Source organism: Lysinibacillus sp. FSL M8-0216, assembly GCF_038595555.1.
Lineage (GTDB): Bacteria > Bacillota > Bacilli > Bacillales_A > Planococcaceae > Lysinibacillus > Lysinibacillus fusiformis.
The window spans coordinates 3,124,989-3,142,831 of sequence record NZ_CP152007.1; the positions used below are offsets into that span (position 1 = coordinate 3,124,989).

General features: G+C 37.7%; 17 protein-coding genes. All 17 read right to left on the minus strand.

Annotated features, from left to right (window positions below; translation table 11 throughout):
• Positions 1-13 precede the first annotated feature (13 nt).
• Positions 14-1,567 carry a hypothetical protein gene (locus MKX57_RS15325; RefSeq protein ID WP_342550400.1) on the minus strand — a complete coding sequence of 518 codons (1,554 nt, stop codon included), beginning with the start codon at positions 1,565-1,567 and terminating at the stop codon, positions 14-16.
• Complete coding sequence (locus tag MKX57_RS15330) at positions 1,567-3,096, minus strand: contractile injection system protein, VgrG/Pvc8 family (RefSeq protein ID WP_107922132.1); 1,530 nt, start codon at positions 3,094-3,096, stop codon at positions 1,567-1,569. Before MKX57_RS15330 ends, MKX57_RS15325 begins: the two co-directional genes overlap by 1 nt.
• A 33-nt stretch (positions 3,097-3,129) precedes the next feature.
• A complete protein-coding gene (locus MKX57_RS15335; protein WP_089986100.1) occupies positions 3,130-3,537 on the minus strand; it encodes a DUF4280 domain-containing protein in 408 nt (135 codons plus the stop codon).
• Positions 3,538-3,643: 106 nt separating this feature from the next.
• Positions 3,644-4,201: a hypothetical protein gene (locus MKX57_RS15340; protein ID WP_036149035.1), complete on the minus strand. Its 558-nt coding sequence runs from the start codon at positions 4,199-4,201 to the stop codon at positions 3,644-3,646.
• A 24-nt stretch (positions 4,202-4,225) separates the two neighbouring features.
• Positions 4,226-5,356, minus strand: a complete 1,131-nt coding sequence (locus MKX57_RS15345; RefSeq protein ID WP_342550401.1) for a pentapeptide repeat-containing protein — start codon at positions 5,354-5,356, stop codon at positions 4,226-4,228.
• Between the two features lie 31 nt (positions 5,357-5,387).
• A complete protein-coding gene (locus MKX57_RS15350) occupies positions 5,388-6,812 on the minus strand; it encodes a hypothetical protein (RefSeq protein WP_107922129.1) in 1,425 nt (474 codons plus the stop codon).
• Positions 6,809-7,486: a hypothetical protein gene (locus tag MKX57_RS15355; protein ID WP_216604729.1), complete on the minus strand. Its 678-nt coding sequence runs from the start codon at positions 7,484-7,486 to the stop codon at positions 6,809-6,811. The genes MKX57_RS15350 and MKX57_RS15355 overlap by 4 nt, the downstream gene beginning before the upstream one ends.
• Before the next feature lie 49 nt (positions 7,487-7,535).
• Positions 7,536-8,321, minus strand: a complete 786-nt coding sequence (locus MKX57_RS15360) for a DNA and RNA helicase (protein ID WP_107922128.1) — start codon at positions 8,319-8,321, stop codon at positions 7,536-7,538.
• A gap of 38 nt (positions 8,322-8,359) precedes the next feature.
• Positions 8,360-10,948, minus strand: coding sequence for a molecular chaperone (locus MKX57_RS15365; RefSeq protein ID WP_107922173.1), 2,589 nt, complete (start codon positions 10,946-10,948; stop codon positions 8,360-8,362).
• A gap of 82 nt (positions 10,949-11,030) precedes the next feature.
• Positions 11,031-11,726, minus strand: a complete 696-nt coding sequence (locus MKX57_RS15370; protein WP_096365273.1) for an iron-dependent peroxidase — start codon at positions 11,724-11,726, stop codon at positions 11,031-11,033.
• On the minus strand, positions 11,717-12,994 hold the full coding sequence (locus MKX57_RS15375; protein WP_342550402.1) for a normocyte-binding protein: 1,278 nt from the start codon (positions 12,992-12,994) through the stop codon (positions 11,717-11,719). The genes MKX57_RS15370 and MKX57_RS15375 overlap by 10 nt, the downstream gene beginning before the upstream one ends.
• 37 nt (positions 12,995-13,031) lie before the next feature.
• The gene (locus MKX57_RS15380; protein ID WP_342550403.1) at positions 13,032-14,642 is read right to left on the minus strand and encodes a serine/threonine protein phosphatase; all 1,611 of its coding nucleotides are present in this window, start codon (positions 14,640-14,642) and stop codon (positions 13,032-13,034) included.
• A gap of 26 nt (positions 14,643-14,668) precedes the next feature.
• A complete protein-coding gene (locus MKX57_RS15385; protein WP_342550404.1) occupies positions 14,669-15,508 on the minus strand; it encodes a protein phosphatase 2C domain-containing protein in 840 nt (279 codons plus the stop codon).
• Between the two features lie 6 nt (positions 15,509-15,514).
• Entirely contained in the window at positions 15,515-16,042 is a 528-nt protein-coding gene (locus MKX57_RS15390; RefSeq protein ID WP_036127052.1) for an FHA domain-containing protein, read from the minus strand.
• Positions 16,043-16,076: 34 nt separating this feature from the next.
• Complete coding sequence (locus tag MKX57_RS15395) at positions 16,077-16,652, minus strand: FHA domain-containing protein (protein WP_089986106.1); 576 nt, start codon at positions 16,650-16,652, stop codon at positions 16,077-16,079.
• A 32-nt stretch (positions 16,653-16,684) separates the two neighbouring features.
• Positions 16,685-17,119, minus strand: coding sequence for a DnaJ domain-containing protein (locus tag MKX57_RS15400; RefSeq protein WP_036221533.1), 435 nt, complete (start codon positions 17,117-17,119; stop codon positions 16,685-16,687).
• A 91-nt stretch (positions 17,120-17,210) separates the two neighbouring features.
• Positions 17,211-17,636 (minus strand): hypothetical protein, encoded by a 426-nt coding sequence (locus tag MKX57_RS15405; protein WP_008181062.1) that lies wholly within the window; start codon positions 17,634-17,636, stop codon positions 17,211-17,213.
• Positions 17,637-17,843 lie beyond the last annotated feature (207 nt).

Sequence of the window (17,843 nt, forward strand, 5' to 3'; positions counted from 1 at the left end):
ATATTCACCTCGTTTAATCAAGTTGTTTATTCCAATCTTTTATTTTTAATTCTTCTACGCCAAAGCCTTTTTTCGTAATTTTAATATCTGTTTCTACCCTTATAAAATCTAATTCTAATCCTGGATTCTCCTTTTTAAGTTTCTTAAATTGCTTTTTAAAATCAGAATATCTTGAGTCGTTGCTATTTAACATGCCCTCAAAATACTCTTTTCCACCTAATTTTTGTTTTTCTGAATAACTAAAAATTGCAGAATCTGAAGCCTTTGATTCTATCATAGTTAACTTAGGTGGTGGTCCTTTAGATAAAAACGTACCATCAATACCATTTCTGCCTACTTGGAATATTTCTGATATATCTTCTCCTAATTCATTTTTCTTAGCTACTATTTTAGAAACTTCTTCTCCAAAATCCCCCTTTTCATGTGAGAAATATTTAGTATTATCAATTTTTCTTTCGTAGTCCTTTGCCTCTGTCAAATTAAAATTCTTGCTTAAATCATCCGGAGTATCAAGTTTATTGGCTAATTTATTTCTTTCACGTTGTAATTTTTTTATTTCGTCTATATTTCCTGCTTTCTTCAGATCAGTTATTTGTTGGTCTAATGAATTTATTTCTTTTTTAATTGAATTATTTTTATTAGAATTATTAGACGGCTTCGGACTTGGAGTTGGTGTGTTTCTTCCAACTGTTCCTGTATCCTCTATGTTTATACCTGCAAATGAAAATTCATCCTGCTGTGATTGTACCATCTGACGCAGTTGCTGTTTGACTTCGGCTACTTTGGATTGTATCTGGGTTTTCACGTTCACTACTTGCTTTTTGACTTTGTCTACTACACTTCCTACTGGACCTTTCAGCGCTTTTTGAACACCTTCAGTGACACTCTTAACTACCCCGGCACCTTTTTTCACAAATTTTCCACCTGTCGCCGCCCAGCCCACAAACGGAATCATCGCGCCAAAGGAAAGGGCCGCATTGACTTTGTCACCTCTGGCCAGATAAATAATGCCATTCACGCCATCCGCTATTTCACCGACACCTGGGATTAACCCTACAAGATCTAATCCTACTTGTAGCGTATTCAACAGATTTTTAGGTTTTACAGCATTTTTCACTGCTTTGGTCGTTGCTTGTGCAGCTTTTTTCACGACTGGTAGTACCTTTTCCTTCACTACCTGCTTCGTTTGTTTGACAGCGGCTTTTACCTGTTGCTTGGCTTTTGTCACAGCCGCCTTTGCTTTTTTCACAACCTTTTTCGTGGTCAGAATCGCTTTTTTAATGGCCTTCTTCGCCCGTTTCACCAATTTACTCTTGGATAAACTATTTTTTAGCTTCCTGGCCTTGGTAAAGAATTTCCCCCACTTTTTCTTTTTCTTCTTGCGTTTCTTCTTTTTCTTCTTTTTACTCGATTTCTTTTGTTTTTTCTTAGTGGAGCTTTTCTTTTTGGAGGATTTCTTGGAGCTCTTTCCTTTCGATCCTCCGCTCTTTCCTTTTTTCTTGCCACTTGGGGAGCCTACTTTTGGAATCATCCCCAGTAAGCTTCCTGCTAATCCTAATAGACCCATTAGGCATCACCCCCACCAACAGGGATCATCCCCATCATGTCTAGGGCGGAATCGAGGTCTGCTTCTTCTTCCTGTGAAGCGACTGACACAGGGGCTTTGATGGACCCTTCCATCGTGACCGCCTGTCCTTGGATATCCGTAATACCGTCAAACACTATACTACTGGAGCCGCAGGTGAATCGCATGGATTCGGCTGCACTCATGGACACTCGCTTCCCTGCGAAGGTGATCGTGTCATTCGCTTTGACTAGCAGGGAGGGCTTACTATGAACGGTGATGCCGCTGTCCTGATGAAGCTGCAGAAAAACAGCACCCTCCTTGGCCGTAAATGTCACGGATTGTGGATCTAGCTTCATGTCCTTCCCTTTTGGCGTACCCCAATAAGACGTTTTCGGATCAGCCGTTTTTGGGTTGGCCTCGCCACCTTTTCGTACACTGTGGCGAACAATCGCAGCTTCCTCGCGATGTGTCGGGAAGGCAAGGTGAACATGATCGCCCACCTCTGGCGGACTGTAAAAACCACTATGTCCTTCTGCTGTATATGGCGTAGCCAATGGGAACCAGGTAGCTTCTTCCTTTTTTTGCGCCTCATCCATGCTGAGATGGAGTCGTACCTGATCCTTTTTGACCTCTAACACCTTTCCTTCAATAGCAGTACCTGGTAGAAACGGAATACTTCGTCTGTCTTGACGTATGCCTTTTTTGAACAGCAAATGATATTCATAGGTAAGAATGCCTTGCTTCATTTGGGCGATGGATTTGGCTACCACCAGCTCCTTACCTTGGAGCTGCACACGATCACCTAGCTTCAAAGTCTTTTTAGACTCGATCACATAGGCGACGGTATCCCGCTCCTCTATTGGCTGATCGATGTCATTGTGCTTACTATGTAAAAACTTAGAGCGATCCTTTAAAATCTCATAATTTGTCACTGATAGCTTTTCCATTCGTCCTTCAGGTAGCCCAAACCAGAACTTCGGCTTATCCGCATCCATTGCAGGGATTAGCACTGTCCGAAAATGGGACGCCATACGTTGTAAAAATTGCCAATCCGTCTCTTTATATTGTAATATAAACTGCTTGAGAGGAGTAGCCTTCGACACGGTATCAATAACATCTGCACCTGAATAGTCTTTCAAAACTTTTTTTAACAGTGCCTGATAAGTCATTTTATTATGCTGAAAGGAACGGTATTTTTGTTTACAGTCTAGGGTGAACGTAGATGATACAGCCTCTAGTTCAATTTGATATACTCCCCTCACCATACGTACAGCCATTTCTGTAACCTGACCTTTAAATAGCGTGCGTATTCGTTGCCCTTTATTTTTTTGAAATAGCTCTATTCGATCTGACGGACTAGCAAGTCGCATACAACTGTCTTTCTTTTCAGCAGGAATGAATCCCTTTATAGTTAACCTTGCGTGGTCATTCACTGCCTGTGCTAACGTGAGATGATGCAACGTCTGGACTTCATAGGGGGATACGAGTTCAAGCTCACCGTATCCGATTACTTCCTCGTATGTGTTCACATGAATTCCCTTCTTTCTTCAAGGGACAATGGATTATTCTTGTCCATCATCTTCTACTTTTATCGTTCCACAATACATACACATATTAATAGATTGACTAATTAACGCTGGATGATTTTCAATTAATTGATCATTCTTGCCATTAATCCAGGGCATTGTGATGACAGGTGTACAGGGCATTGGCTTTAAAACACCATTATTGTCAGCAGTGGCTGCCGCAACTATTGGATTTGCTAATGTTTGGCATAAGCCAAATGGTTGAATATTGTCATGAGGCTTAAAATCCATCGTATTCATCTGTGCCTTATTTTTCGTATAAACCCCATGGCTGACTGGCATTTTTAATATACTTGTTTGATCACCTTGTGAGCAGGATAATTTGGCACCAGCTACCACATAGCTCCGTTGGTCGCCGCCCTTTGTCTGTAATTCTTCTGACATCAAAAAACCATCCTTTCTATACGTAAGCTGTTGTAACTTTTACTAAACATAGTTGACGATGGAAAGAAAACAATTATTTCCTCTTTAGTTTTTTTGTCTTTTCAAACTATTTTCCTACTGCGAGAATGTCGTTCCATCTTCCTTCAGTTTGTATTTTCCGTAATCGTATTCCCCTAAAATCTCTGCGCAGAATGCTCTCTGCTAATTCAATATTAACTACTATATAGTTTTCTTTAATTCCCTCAATTTGAAAGATGGGATAAAGGGCTGCTAAATGCTCGTCTATTACTAGCTTTTTTAATGTTCCATCCAGATGAAATTCAGTTTGAGCAGAGAGACAAGGAACCTTTGGAGGAATAACTAGCCAATATAATGTTTGCATTACTTTAGGCATATCCATGAGAACAACCGCTTTGAATGGCATTTGTGGTTCGTATTTTTCCACTAATTGTTTAACCGCATCAGAAAAGAGCATGATTGGCTTTTCAATCAAATCTGTATACACCATCTCGCCTTTCTCTAATACAGGAAATTGGCGTTCGAGCTCCTCTAATTCTTCCATTCTTTCAATTGTTAGTAGCTCTTTTTTTATCACTTGGGCTATACCAACAGGCTCAACAGCATTTGAGATGCGTTCATCCTGAGATAGAATAAAATAGTTCATTTCTCTTCTCCTTTTTCACCATGTCTACTTCCAAATGACACTTGCTGACTGGAATGGATCCAGTTTTAAATATTGCTGAGCCTCCCTAGAAAACATGGCCTTTTCTAAATTGGCCCCTGTAAAATTCGTATTCCTTACATTTGCTCCCATAAAGCTGGCCCCTCGTAAATTTGCTAGCTCAAAATTAGCGCCTTCTAAATTCGCATTTGTAAAACGAAGCGGTAAATAGCCTGGTGATGCCCATTTTTGGCGATCAAGCAAGCCACTCGCTCCCTGTACCTGTTGAAGATTGGCTCCCTGTAACTGACTATTGCTAAAATCGGCCTCATGAATGGCGCTGAAACTCAAATCTGTGTCCATTAGCTGACTTTCCCGAAAATTGGCGCCTATCAACAGACATTCACGCATTTGACAGTTGGTTAAAATGGTTTTCTGAAAAAAGGCATAGCGCATATCCAAGCCCTCATACGTTCCGTCAGCTAAGCGTAATTGATTAAATACCTCATATGGATATTCATCCTCTAGCTTTTCTTCTAACCAAGCTTTTATTTCCTCACTATCCTTCGATGAAAAGTCCTCGCTATAAACTACTTCGTTCATATCCATAAACTCACCAATACGGATTTCGACAGCTACATCCCGCTCCAGTGCTAAATACTCTGGGCATCTGATGATGTCTGGAAGCGCATATCTAGCAAGACTGATTAAATATTGGTGAAAATGATTGGCATCCTGGAGTCTAATGCGATCAATATCTGCTTGCGTAATTGCCCCCATAAAGGTTTTGCTATACAAACTTAGCTCTTGGATGTATTGCTCTAAATAATGATGCACCCAGCTAGCATCATAGGTAGTTAAAAGAGGTTGTAGGTCAAAAAACCATTCGTCGTCCGTAGCCTCTACTAAATAGTGCGGATTTCTCTCCAATAGCTCTGTGCGTAGCATCGAAAATGTAATATGGGCAATTGGTCCTTTCTGGTGAAGCGATTGCTGCTGGGCTAGTTGCTGACATACCTTTTGAAAGGACGACCTAAATTCCTCGGCTAGCTTGTCTTTGGAGGCTTGGAAAAAATCCTCGAGTAGCAAAAGATAGTTCAATCTTCTTTTTTCTACTTCTGTGTCATAAAAATGCTGTAGAATTTCCTGTGCCTGCATTTGTGACTCCTTCTTTCTCTTTTGTTCATCTTTAATTGGCTTTTACTTCTTTTCCAAAAATTTGCACACTGCCATTCATAGTAATTTTACTTTCTTTACATTGTAATGAAATTTCTTCCTCTGCAGACATAAGGATTTTTTTGCTAGCATTCACCGTAATATCTGCCTCAGATATAAGCTTAATCTCTTTTTTGCTATAAATTTCGATACCGTTTGCTTCATTTAAACGAATAAAAATATCGCCATCCTGTGCGGTAATGAGAATTTCTGTTGGACTTAATTTAATCTCTTTACCAAAGGCTGTCCGATAATATTTCGTCGAAGGATCGTCTAGTTTATTAGTGGCCGTTGTATCCAAGTTTTTTCGTATTGAGGTACTAGCAATCCCCTCTTCCTCACGGTGAGAAGGAAAATAGATGTGGACAAAATCATTGATTTCCGGCATACAATACCAGCCACTATGTCCCTCAGCTGTATAGCCCGTTGAGTAAAGGAACCAATGTGCCTTGCCCTTATCCTGCTTGTCATCAATGGCTAAATGTACCTTAATATGATCCTTTGCGACTTCTAACACTTTTCCTTCTAAGGACAAGCCGGAAATATCCGTGTTAAATAGCTCACTTTTTTTCATGCCATTTTTCGTTGACAGTGTATAGTAATGTTTCAGCAAGCCATCCTTCATAGTTGTATATGCTTCATATATATAAAGTGTTTGCTTATTAAATGTAACGTGATCTCCTATCTGAAGTACCTTGTCACTTTCCACCTCGTAGTAAAGGAAGTCATGCTCACCCATTCCTTCATTACCATTCTCTGTATATAGTAGATAGTCTGCTATTTTTTTCCTGGTCGTGTAATGATAATCTTCTAGCTTTCCTTTGGCACTTCCAGCTGGAACACCAAAATGGAACTTTGGCTTGTCAAAGGTAGAAGCAGGCACGAGCCCCGTATTAAAACGAGAGGCTAGTCTTTTTAAAAATTCCCAATCAGTCTCGTAATATTGAAGGGTAAACTTTTCTAATTTAGCACCCTTTGTAGCTTCATCAATAATGTCTAGACCCGGGTAAAAAGGATTTAACAGTTTGAATAATGCCTTATAGGTCATTTCCTTATCCTGATAGGAGCGATTTTTCTTTTTAATATCTAGCTGATGGGTACTAGAAGCCGCTTCGACTTCGATATAATAGATGCCACGCACCGAGCTAACCTTCACATTTAAAATAACACCTTTAAATAATGGAGAAGGGACACCGAGGTGGTTAAGCTGGTTTACTTCAATCGCAGATCGTGCCTCGGTCATTTCGACATATGTATCTCTCGCCTCTTCAGGCACAATTCCAGTAAAACGTAACCTAGCATGTTCGTTCATTTTTTTGGTAAGGCTGAGCTCTTGAATGCTGACAAGCTCAAATGGCGATATTTTTATATGATGATAAGTCGTCACTGCACCACTCATAGAACTGCCCCTCCTTTCTCTTCACTTGAAGCGAATTGTAAGGATTCCATCATGGCTCTCGCGATAGGGCGCCAAGTGTCAAGATCATCCTCCATACAATTGAAGGTGCCAATAAGTGCTCGCCCTTCTACGGAGGCAAAGAACATTAAATTAAAAATCTCCCCATCAATGGCAGGTGTAATGACCTCTAAAAAGCCTACTGTTTTGCCATCGATCGTCAGAACCTCTGTATCTAGCCAATCTGCTGACGGCTGAGCTTGTTCAAGGATGTCCATCATATTTTCTTGAAATCCAGCGACTCCCTCCTCGTTTAATCGATGTGGTGTCAAATTGAAGGCAAGATTGATTGATGAGGAGGTATCTGTATAAATTAGGTTTGGTCTACGCTCAGATGGGTACTTTAAGGACGCTAGTTCAGCAGACATAATAGAAAAAAGCTTTGGCATTCGTATTTTCATTTTGCCATCCAATAATGACTGCTCCATTACTTGTACTTCTTCATCATCAATGGTGATAACATGTTGGTAAATATCGACTTCTTGTAGATCTTCCTGTTCGTCTTGTTCAGGCTCCTGTTCCACTTGTAATGCCGCTTGCTGCTGGGCTAACTCATGTCGTTCCTGATCTCTCATTTCATTTCTTAATGCAATAATCTTTTCATCTAAAAATTTCATCCCACTCACCTTCCGCTTCTTCAACGTATTTTCATCAACTACTTTTCAACTAATCAACGATCATTCGCTTTGGTCGACCTGGACTAGGCATTGGACTAGCCCCAGTTCCACGACCACCATTCTTGGCTTCACCTAATATACGGTATAAATATTTGTGAATTTGACTATTGGAAAATGGTTGAAACTCTAGTTCTAACCGATTACTTATGTACATTTCAATGACATCTCGCTGTACTCGTTCTTCATTTAAACACGCTAAGGCAAATGTTATGTCATAAGTATTGGTTGGACGATTTTTTAATAATTCCTTTGCAAAACATTGTAAAACCTTAGGATGATAGGTACTTTTTTGTACACCTGCATATTCACAGTGAAGATAGTTAACGGTATTGTATTCAGTGGTATAATCCGAAAAATCAATAGGCTCTGATCGCAGTTTTGCTCCCACCTTTAATTTAAAACGCACTATTTCCAATTCATTGGGGGCAAGATACATGGAGTTATCAAGAACAATAGTCGTTGTAAATTGCGTGAAATCCAAATGATTTACTTCTTCAGCAAAACGCACCTTTACTATCATTTCATTTCCCGTTGCCTCATAAGGCAGCTCATAGCTACTATGTAGCATATAGAGTCTTTTATTATGTTTCAGGATGCCCTTGGTTAGAATAATGCTTGTATCTGTTACATGAATATGACAACCTGCTATAATGCCGTTTGAGTATTCCTCGAAATAGAGATCTAAAAACTCTCTCGGGAAATCCCGCAGGTTCTCTAGCATTTCCAGCTTTAAAATTCTTCCTTTTTGAAAATGTGGATATTGATTTGTAAACATCTGTTATTCTCCTCTTTTATTTTTTAGCAGATGCCTACTTACTTTAAACCATCAAAGAAATCTAACTCTGATAGATCCGTTTCAAAGGCAAAGAATTCCTTGCTGCCAATAAACAGCTGCTCCTCTTTCCTAGCCACTGGTACTACATGGAAGCCCCAATGATCCTCTCCTGCGAAGACGAAAAATTTCACTTCACCATTGGCTATTGAATCAGTCTCGTCCTGTGGAATTTTATTGGAATAGAACGACACAATACTCTCATAAAGCACGGGTACAAAATTTTCCTGCCTATTGAAATAGGTGTACTTTTGGGTTGTCTGATGATCACTTCCAGTTAGGAAAAATTCGACCTCTGTGACTCCCCATGGGCGTGAAATAGTTCCATGAATTTGATTTAATCGTTCTAAGCTACTGATAAGAAGTTTTTCTTGCCGGTTATGTGTAAATGCACTAACAGAATAAGGTACTATAGGAGCATTATTCGTAACGGTCGTTTCAATCATGCCAATTTTTTTCGCATTTAAGTAACGCAATGCTCCTCTTAAGCAGGCAAGCTTTAATTCTGGCACTTTCCCTACATTTTCAGCCTTTTGCCTAAACTCAATGCTACGGCCTGGCACAAACTCTTTTAAAGCCTCTCGGAAGGCATCAATTTTACAGGATTGTCCAGTCAGCTTAATAATGGAATATTCACCAAGCATGCCACTTTCATAAAACTCCTCTAAAAATTCGCGTACAATATCGTAAATATCTGCTTTTATAAGATGATTGATTTCTTTAATATTGAAAAAAACATTTGGATAATCGTAAACATCTTTAAATTGATGATGTTCTAATAGTGATAAGCACCAGCGATCTACTGTTGTAATATTCAAATCACTATCCTGCTGTGTATCGCTTTCCGAATAAAAGCGGCTTCTCAAAATACCCGTTTTGCGGAAAAATTCCTTCTTCATTTCCTCTGCCATTTCCCATAAAAAATAATGATTATTGCGAACTCTTAGATACGCATCACGTGTCCGATTTTCATATTCCTTAAAGCGTGTAGGAATGATAGATTCAGCATCCTCAAATGCTTTTTCGAATTGCTTGTAGATGGCCTCTACGCCATAATCATCTACATATCGATAAATATCTTTTCCGGGGATATCAATTAACGCATCAATGTCATACGCATTTTTCCCCCGGCTATAATAGTTCGCAAATACAATTTTCATAAATTGGAAAATGCGGTATGTAATATTATTACCTCCAAAATTGGTATCACCATTTTCATAGGTTGTATGAATATCAATTTTGTAGGAAATGTGGCCGTCCTCTATGCGAAACTTACAGGAAGAGAGGTCTGTCGTTCCCCCACCACAATCAATAACAAGTGCTTTGTATTCCTTACTATCCATAAAGCTTTGATTCTCTATTTGATTGGCGATTGTGTTATATAAAACGGACATCCCTTCATCAAGAGCATGCTCTGTTTCAATTTGATATTCAGGTAATATGGCCTGAAACATATCTAAAAATTGAGTTTTCAGCTTGACAGGACTTGAAATATGCAAATGTTTAAATCGACACTTAAATTGGTGCTCAGCCATACGTATGATATAAAGTAAAAATTCTCTGATGATTTGACTACGCGGGACAAGTGCTGTATTGCCATTCGCATCCATCACTTCTTCTAATTTTGCATAATTACTAACCCAACGCTTGATTCCCTGAAATTTAGTAGCCAAAGATGTATAACTATTTTTTTTCATCACTTTAAGCGCTTCATAGCCAAAATGATAGCTGACATGCTCAGTGTTCGAGCAATCTGCTACTGAAAGCACTGTGGGCACTACTTCAATCCATTCATTTTGATGGAGTGCGTCTGGGAATTGGACAAAATTAATGCTATTAAGCTCAATTCTCTTATTTAAAAGGTCATGGCTACAAGGAGATGAGACATAATCACTATCCAAAAAAACACCGGCAGTTGTATTTGTTGTACCAAAATCAATCGCAAGGATAGCATTTGTCGTCTCTAATTGCTTCATCTCTAAATCTGGTATCGGTACTTTGTAATAATGTAAATTTGTTGGTGGTAGCGGAATTTCCTGATAGTACGTTTTATACATATACTCAGAATCTTGCTTCCGTAAAAAAATAAAGCTATAGTTTTTATTTTTTGTTTCACGTATGCCAAGTGCTTGATCGGCAGTTAAATAATAACTTTGTGGTCTTTCATCATCCTTTACAATATTTAAAATTCCACATAACTCTAGCTGCTCATTCACAAGTAATACATTGGATTCCACTAGAAACCCACCTGTTTCAACTAAATATTGATCAGGTTTATCTATTTTCATACCTTTATAGACATTCATTTTGGCGGGGATTTTAATATCCCCATTATCAGAAAGCGGCGTCTTTAAATATTTTTGCAAAGCCTCTTCTACTCTTTCAAAGCCCCCATCTTGGTTCTCTTTTATGAGAAGATGTTCCTCAGCCCCACGATATCTTAAAATCTTTTCAATTAATTCGTCCCTTGTCAGCGTATTAATTAAACCTGTTATGAGCTTTTCCTTATAACAAATATTTCTAAGCTGAAAGGTTGTCATTTCCATTAGCTCTACACGTGTATAGGTCATATATTTTTTTTCTGAATAACGCTTATTCAAATTCAATTTATACGAGTATTTGGTCGTCACCTATAGCCCTCCCTTGCTCTCTTTAATAAAGAGCTATTCGATCTAGCATCATGGTCTCTTCTAATCCTATAATGCCAAAATGGTATTGCCAATAAACTTCTATATGGTAGCCAACTGGCAGAAAAATCTCTTGAATGAGCTCAACCTTTTTACTATTTTTTTCTGTCTTTTTTTGCTGAATGTAAAGAAGTAACTCAGCTTTTTCCTCGGACTTAACGTAAATGAAACAATTTTTAAAAATATTTTTCAGCGTGTCTTTGATCAGGTATATTTCCTCGCCTGTTTGATAGAGTCTAAGCATGTTTAATGCCACAATTTCTTGTTCCTTTTTAGAAAAAAGCTTGATATGATCGTGAACCCGTTTTCCAAATACATTTGCCTGAATATCCCTCAGGATAAAGCGAATATAAAATTCTTTTTTATTCATACCTTGCATGCGATCAATCTCAGCTAAAAAGTGTAAGGTTATATCTAATAGGCAGTCTCTAAACTCTTTATCTGATGTATGATCAGGATGAAACAGGTCTTTAAAGATTTGAAAATAACGATAATAAGGATTTACTTCAACATGCTGCTCTACTACCTGTGAATTTAATAGCTGTGGACTAAGCTCCATATACGGTGAATAAATTTGAGCTAGGTGAAAGTAAATATCCTTTGTTTGAAAGCCTTCATCTTCTGTTTTAATTAGTAAATCCCAAATATAATTCATAGCCATTTACCCACACATTTATATTCCATAAAATGTCTTTGTATTTCAGCAATCAGGAAGCTTAATACATCATTCGCAATAAAGTCTCTATCTTGTTTAGATAAGAATTGCAATAGCATTGTTTTTTTATAATTGCTTCCTTCTTGTCTATCCATTAAAAATGGTTGAATAAGGTTACGACTCCCTATTGGTTCGTGTTCCTCGAAAACATCAATTTTCACTAGTTCAAGCATATCTGCTGCCTCAAAGGAATTTATCAGCCGAATAATTTCTCCTTTTGTAGAAACGTTTTGATTATTTTTATAAGAAAGCTTGTGCATAAAATAGTCATTACGACTATTTGAAACTAGCGCAAAATTTAATTTGCCAATATGCTCCTGCTCTACTTTAGCAATTTTTAATAATCGCCATTCTCCCGATTGCTCTAGTGGCGAAACAATTGTCAGTTCATGGTCTGAACGTTTTACATACCTAACATTTTCCTCTTCTGTATCGATGACATAGCCATGTTGATTACCCGTTTTTCGTAATGATAAGACATGCTCAAAATTGACTCTATCTATAGCCGGGAATGGAAAACCACTATTCTTCACCACATGGGGTTGAATATTCCAAAGCGGCACCATGTTCAATCGTTTGTATTGCTCATATTCCTCTAAATCAATCGTCACTTCTTCTATTTCCACATCTTCATGTAACGTCGGACAGTCTACAACGATGACATCCAGAAATTTATGAACAAATGGATGATTAATCGTTTTCCAAGGAAGGCCATTTATTTGAAAAATAGAGTACAGCTTTTCGATTTCCTTTACATAACGATTATTCTTTATCAAGCCAACTTGAATCTCAACCTGACCCTCTGACGTCTTTAAACTTCCTCTAAATATTCTTGGCTGTGCAAGTAAATGTTGAATCACATCCGAATTACACGCTAAAAATATAGTCATGAGCATTGCCGGTTCATGCTTTTTAATGGACCCAAGAAGCTTATCCGTGTAGATTTTTTTCTCCTCTATATCTGTTGGACATATCGGAAATAAACAGTCATGGATGGGATCGACATCCTCCCTAGGAAGTAGTGTTGCATAGATATCGTATTTATTCTCTATATCATCCATCTCATTGAAAATACGCTCCTCAAGCTTGCGGTTCATATCCTCTTGATAGTCGATAAGGTTTACAAAGACACCACTTACAATATCCTTTAGTAATTGACGTTGCTCTAAATCTTCTATTTTTCGTAAACGTTCGAACATGAGCTCTTTTAACAATTTACTTTCCTTCTTTCATAAACCCAGAATTGGATTGCTAACTGGCATCAGGTGCTTCATCAATTGGTAAGTCTGCCTCGTTCGGGATAGCATTTTCCGGTGCTTGTCCTTGTGGAATAGGATTCAATTTATCATTTACATTCATAATTTTTCTCTCTAACCCTAAAACCTTTGCCAATAATTCTGTTTCCTGATAAATCTCTTGAGCAAGCGTATAGGATTCTATTGCTTTTGCGTATTCCTGACGGGCATAGCTCTGATCTCCATTCTTTTCCAATCCTTCTGCCTTTAATTCTTTTTGGGCCTTTTCCAATTCTTTTATTTTTTCCTCTGTGTCCTCTATTTTTGTTTTAATCTGTGGCTCGCCAGTAAATGAAATAGACAGTGCTTTTTTTCTAGCCTTTTGGTAGATGGCTAAGGCACCATTGTAATCCTCAGCCTCAAAGCGAAAATCAGCATCTTTGATGGCGTCAACAATCTCAACGATGGAATCCATATTTTCAATTCTTTGCACTACCTCTTCCTTACCGAATCCATTAATGAGTTTTCCTTCTTTTTTTGCTTTTTCATAGTGTTCCAACGCCTCAGCAAATTTTCCAGTTTCCGCTGATTGATCACCATTGATAATGAGTTGTGTCACTCTTAATTTTCTAGCTAGCAAATTTCTATGTATAGGATCTTTCAATTTCTTTGCCGCATTTCGGCCCTCACTATATGCAAGGAGTGCTTCATCATAATTTCCATCCTGAAAATATTGATTGCCGCTCTTTTCATGGTCCTTCATTTCTACTGTCAGCTCAGCAATTTTTTTAGCTTGTTTTGCTTGATAAAAAATGGTGCTACCACCTACAACCAACGCTACTACTAATGCAGCAGCAATCATTTTTATATACTTTTTCTTGTTTTTATTTGTTTCCTGATAAACTTTATTAACAAATACTGCAGCAACCGTATAGTTTTCTACCACTTTTCTTTGTCTACTTAACAAAATTTCTTCCAATAAATCGGTATATTGTTCTGAATCCTTTGCACCTTCAAGTGCATCGGCCATCTCAATCTCACTAACATCTTCCCAGAATCCTGCCGTACAAAGTAATAAGGCATCCCCATCCATGAGCTTCATTTTCTTAGACACAAAAGGTTGAAAATCATTTGGCTTACCAAGATAATTTAGCAAATTCCCTCTCTCTTCATGCTGGCTAATATCTAAGGATCGATTTCGATTGTTCACAATTTCCTGTGCTAAACTTTGGTCCGTGCTTTTGTAGGTTAATGTGCCATTACGGAAATGATACAGTCGTGAATTTCCCGCTACTGCCACAATCATCTTTGAATAATCTGAAACAACTATGACAACACTAGCCTTCAACCTTACACGTAAACTTTGAGCTTGAAGTATATTCTGTGCATGCTTGAGATATTTTTTGATACTTCTTCTCGACATAGTTGGTTTTTCCATAAAACGTTCCAAAATAGCCTTTACCGCAAGCTCGGCACTACTAATTTCCTGATCCGCATCTAAGCCCTTTATGGCTACCCAACAAGCAACATCATCGAGTTCTGTATACGCAAAGTAGTCTTTATTTTGCAGAAAGGACCCAGCTTCAGATAGAAAACTAGTTTTAAAGTCACAATTTTCCTTTCTCATAAGTCTCCTCCTTCTCTATTCCCCCGTCACCATATTTTTTCCAAAATCAAGATGGTCGCATTGTCTTGATTCTTTAGGCGTTTTTGTTCAACGGCTTTTATAATGTTTTGTGCTAAATCATAGGGTGGAGCTTGCTGAGAGAGGATTTTTTCCATTTCAACCTCTGTTAAAGCATCATAGATTCCATCACTAAATAGGCAAACCTTGTCTCCTTTATGTAGTTGAATAGGATTATTTCCTGTATCTAGATTTTTAAAGCCTTCATATCCCAAATAATTTATTAATCGCTTTTTCAAAGGATTTTCCTGCACTTCAAGTTGCGATATTTCACCCGCAATATAACGTTCAGTTAATACCGATTCAAAAATATGTTTTTGGTTAATCGCTAAAAATTCACCGTTTCTAAAAATCGTGATAACACTATCACCTACCGCACCCCAATGTAAGTAGCCATCATTATCAATAATGGCGGTGACTAATGTTGTTCCTCCATTGGAGCCATTCAAGTTTTCTACGATCATATGATTACTCGCCATAGCTGCTTTCTTTAAAAAATCTTGTAGCTGATTGAGGCTACCAAGCTTTTTAAATTCTTCTATAAATGTGGTCACTGCGATCGTACTAGCCATGCGACCATTGGCTAACCCACTAATCCCATCTGCAAGCACCGCCATTGTGCCATGTGCCGTCTCAGCGGTTGAGAAATAATCATCCTGTTCATCCCGCCTTCCTATCGTTTGACCATTTCCAATGTAAATTTTCCCTTTTTCCATTTTTTGAGCAATGATACCTCGTATGATGAGTAAAAAAATAAGTACAACAATAAAAATTAATGCAATTATGTAAGGTACTAGCTTATGGTCCATTCGTCATCATTCCTCACTTTGATTGTTTTCCCATTCAAAGTGGACGCCACAAAGTGGAATAAATAAAAACATACTTCTCCCTAACTGAATAACATCATAGGCTGCTAATTCAGTTGGTGTATAAACCGCTTCATTATTTAGATAAGCTAGTCCTGATGCATCTCCGGGTAGCAAGTAAAAGTTACGTTTTTTAGGATCATATACAATGACTGCATGATTACGCTTAGAGATGGAATTGTCTCCAGCAATTCGAATATGCATGTCTTCTGCTCTACCGATAAAATTCTTTTCCGATAAGATCCGATAATCTCTCCCCATTTGTGGCCCTTCAATACAAACCAACCATCCTGTAACAGGATCAATTCCATCCATTTCTCCTAAATAAGGCAATGTTTTATCATCTGCTTCAGCGACAGGTGTGGATGGGCTATTTTGTCTTTGCTCCTGCTCCACCATGACATTACAGTACGGGCAAATATTACGATGTCTCCTTGAACTAAACATATGACCATTTGTACATCTAATTAAACTCATTCCAAAATCCCCCATCTATGTTACGAATTTTTCTCTATTTCACCAAAATTCGCGTATTTGCTATGTATATCGTATCTCCATTACCTAGTGGGTATGGAATCTCTTGTTTTAATCTATTTTTCACCCGCTTATGCGCCTTTTTTAAACCTACCCCATTAACAGAATCAATATCCTCTACATACCAAATACCAGCTACACAGTTGAGGACCGCATGTTCATAATTAACAAGAGATTCATATTCTGTTCCACTTAAATCAATATCTGCCTTATATTCAGCTGAGCTTTTTCCTATAAGTAATGAAATTTGATCACCAAGCTCCCATTCATCCACTTCAATCCCACTTTCATTAAGGAGAACAAGCTTAGAAATGTCCTTATTTGTCATAGTTTGAGTAATTGCTTTCGCCTCGTATTTGAGAGAACCATAAATAATAGCAAGAATGACCATTACTGTGCCAATAACAAATTTTAAAAGAACCTCCTGATTCATAACAAAAACATATAAAATGAAAAAGAAGGCAATGGTGACAATAATGATATCGATAATTTTTATAAGCATTTTTTTTCTTGCATTTTCACTGTAAGCTTCAGTTGGATATTGATCATACATGTAATCACACTTCCTCACTTTTTACCATTTGATTATTTATTAAAAAAGCGCTCAAATAAATCCGTTGTGTCAAGGGGATTTTTCTTCGCATTTTTATGTAGAGTTGAGGACATTTCTTTTGTTTTCGGATTGAAGCCAAAAAAGTGTTCAAAGTTTTTTTCAATATTATTTATATTAAAATCTGGTTTTTTGTCTGCAGATTGATGTCCATTAGAATGTCTTTCATCCTTTTGCTTCGATTGCCAGCCTGTACCTGGATCATCGAGACTAGCATCATATGACTCTCTCAATGCCGGATCTTTCAGTACTTTATAGGCTTCTGTAGCTTTTAAGAAAATTTCTTCTGATTCTTTGTTTCCCCCGCTTACATCAGGATGGTGCTTTTTGGATAGCTTCCGATAAGCGAGCTTTATTTGATCTTGTGTGGCATTTCTACTAACACCTAAAATTTCATAATGTGTTTTCATCTTTTCAACCCCAATTTAGGATTATTAAAAATTATCTAAGGAACTAAATAAGTTCCTTAGATAATTAGAAGAGTTTTATCAAGCTACAACCTTAGACAGCGTAGCCACCCTCGATTTTTGCCAAGTCTGTTTTGTCTTTCTTTTGCTTAATGAATAAGTAGAATTCACCAATACCTTCTGTATCACCATATCTTTCTGTGTAATCCACAACAAAAGCATTTGGGAAGTGAATTTTTCTTACTACTTGATCCGCTGAGATAACCTCAAGCGTTACTTTACGGTAACAATCTGCTTTTTCAGCAGGTACTAATGACCATAATCCTAATTTCATCGTATCATCAGAATTATCACCATCAGTAGCAGTTAAAATTTTACCTTTTACCTTTAAAGTTGCTCCAACATCTGTAGAGCGAGCATTAGAATCGTTTGGCGTATCTGTCTCATACTCGACAGTCATAATGCTTTCTAACCCTAATTCAATTGCTTCTGATCCTTCTACTTTTAATACAAAACCCATTTTTAGTTCCTCCTAATTTGTGTTGAATGACTCCCATCTTCTCTGATGAATTAAGTTTAAGCATAGCTATCTCATTTCACAGAGCAACGTGTTAAAACAAGCATTGTGAAATATGTAATTTTTCATCTGGATGATGTTAGTCGATTCATATTTATGTTAAAAGATTTATTATTTAATAAATCTTAAACATCCTACGTAAATTTTTAA

What these genes read in the sequence shown, in the direction of transcription:
- MKX57_RS15350 (WP_107922129.1), bottom strand. Translation starts at nt 6,812, where the DNA reads ATGAGTGGTGCAGTGACGACTTATCATCATATAAAAATATCGCCATTT.
- MKX57_RS15400 (WP_036221533.1), bottom strand. Translation starts at nt 17,119, where the DNA reads ATGAAAACACATTATGAAATTTTAGGTGTTAGTAGAAATGCCACACAA.
- MKX57_RS15325 (WP_342550400.1), bottom strand. Translation starts at nt 1,567, where the DNA reads ATGGGTCTATTAGGATTAGCAGGAAGCTTACTGGGGATGATTCCAAAA.
- MKX57_RS15395 (WP_089986106.1), bottom strand. Translation starts at nt 16,652, where the DNA reads ATGTATGATCAATATCCAACTGAAGCTTACAGTGAAAATGCAAGAAAA.
- MKX57_RS15385 (WP_342550404.1), bottom strand. Translation starts at nt 15,508, where the DNA reads ATGGACCATAAGCTAGTACCTTACATAATTGCATTAATTTTTATTGTT.
- MKX57_RS15360 (WP_107922128.1), bottom strand. Translation starts at nt 8,321, where the DNA reads ATGTTTACAAATCAATATCCACATTTTCAAAAAGGAAGAATTTTAAAG.
- MKX57_RS15370 (WP_096365273.1), bottom strand. Translation starts at nt 11,726, where the DNA reads ATGGCTATGAATTATATTTGGGATTTACTAATTAAAACAGAAGATGAA.
- MKX57_RS15345 (WP_342550401.1), bottom strand. Translation starts at nt 5,356, where the DNA reads ATGCAGGCACAGGAAATTCTACAGCATTTTTATGACACAGAAGTAGAA.
- MKX57_RS15355 (WP_216604729.1), bottom strand. Translation starts at nt 7,486, where the DNA reads ATGAAATTTTTAGATGAAAAGATTATTGCATTAAGAAATGAAATGAGA.
- MKX57_RS15340 (WP_036149035.1), bottom strand. Translation starts at nt 4,201, where the DNA reads ATGAACTATTTTATTCTATCTCAGGATGAACGCATCTCAAATGCTGTT.
- MKX57_RS15390 (WP_036127052.1), bottom strand. Translation starts at nt 16,042, where the DNA reads ATGAGTTTAATTAGATGTACAAATGGTCATATGTTTAGTTCAAGGAGA.
- MKX57_RS15365 (WP_107922173.1), bottom strand. Translation starts at nt 10,948, where the DNA reads ATGACCTATACACGTGTAGAGCTAATGGAAATGACAACCTTTCAGCTT.
- MKX57_RS15335 (WP_089986100.1), bottom strand. Translation starts at nt 3,537, where the DNA reads ATGTCAGAAGAATTACAGACAAAGGGCGGCGACCAACGGAGCTATGTG.
- MKX57_RS15405 (WP_008181062.1), bottom strand. Translation starts at nt 17,636, where the DNA reads ATGGGTTTTGTATTAAAAGTAGAAGGATCAGAAGCAATTGAATTAGGG.
- MKX57_RS15380 (WP_342550403.1), bottom strand. Translation starts at nt 14,642, where the DNA reads ATGAGAAAGGAAAATTGTGACTTTAAAACTAGTTTTCTATCTGAAGCT.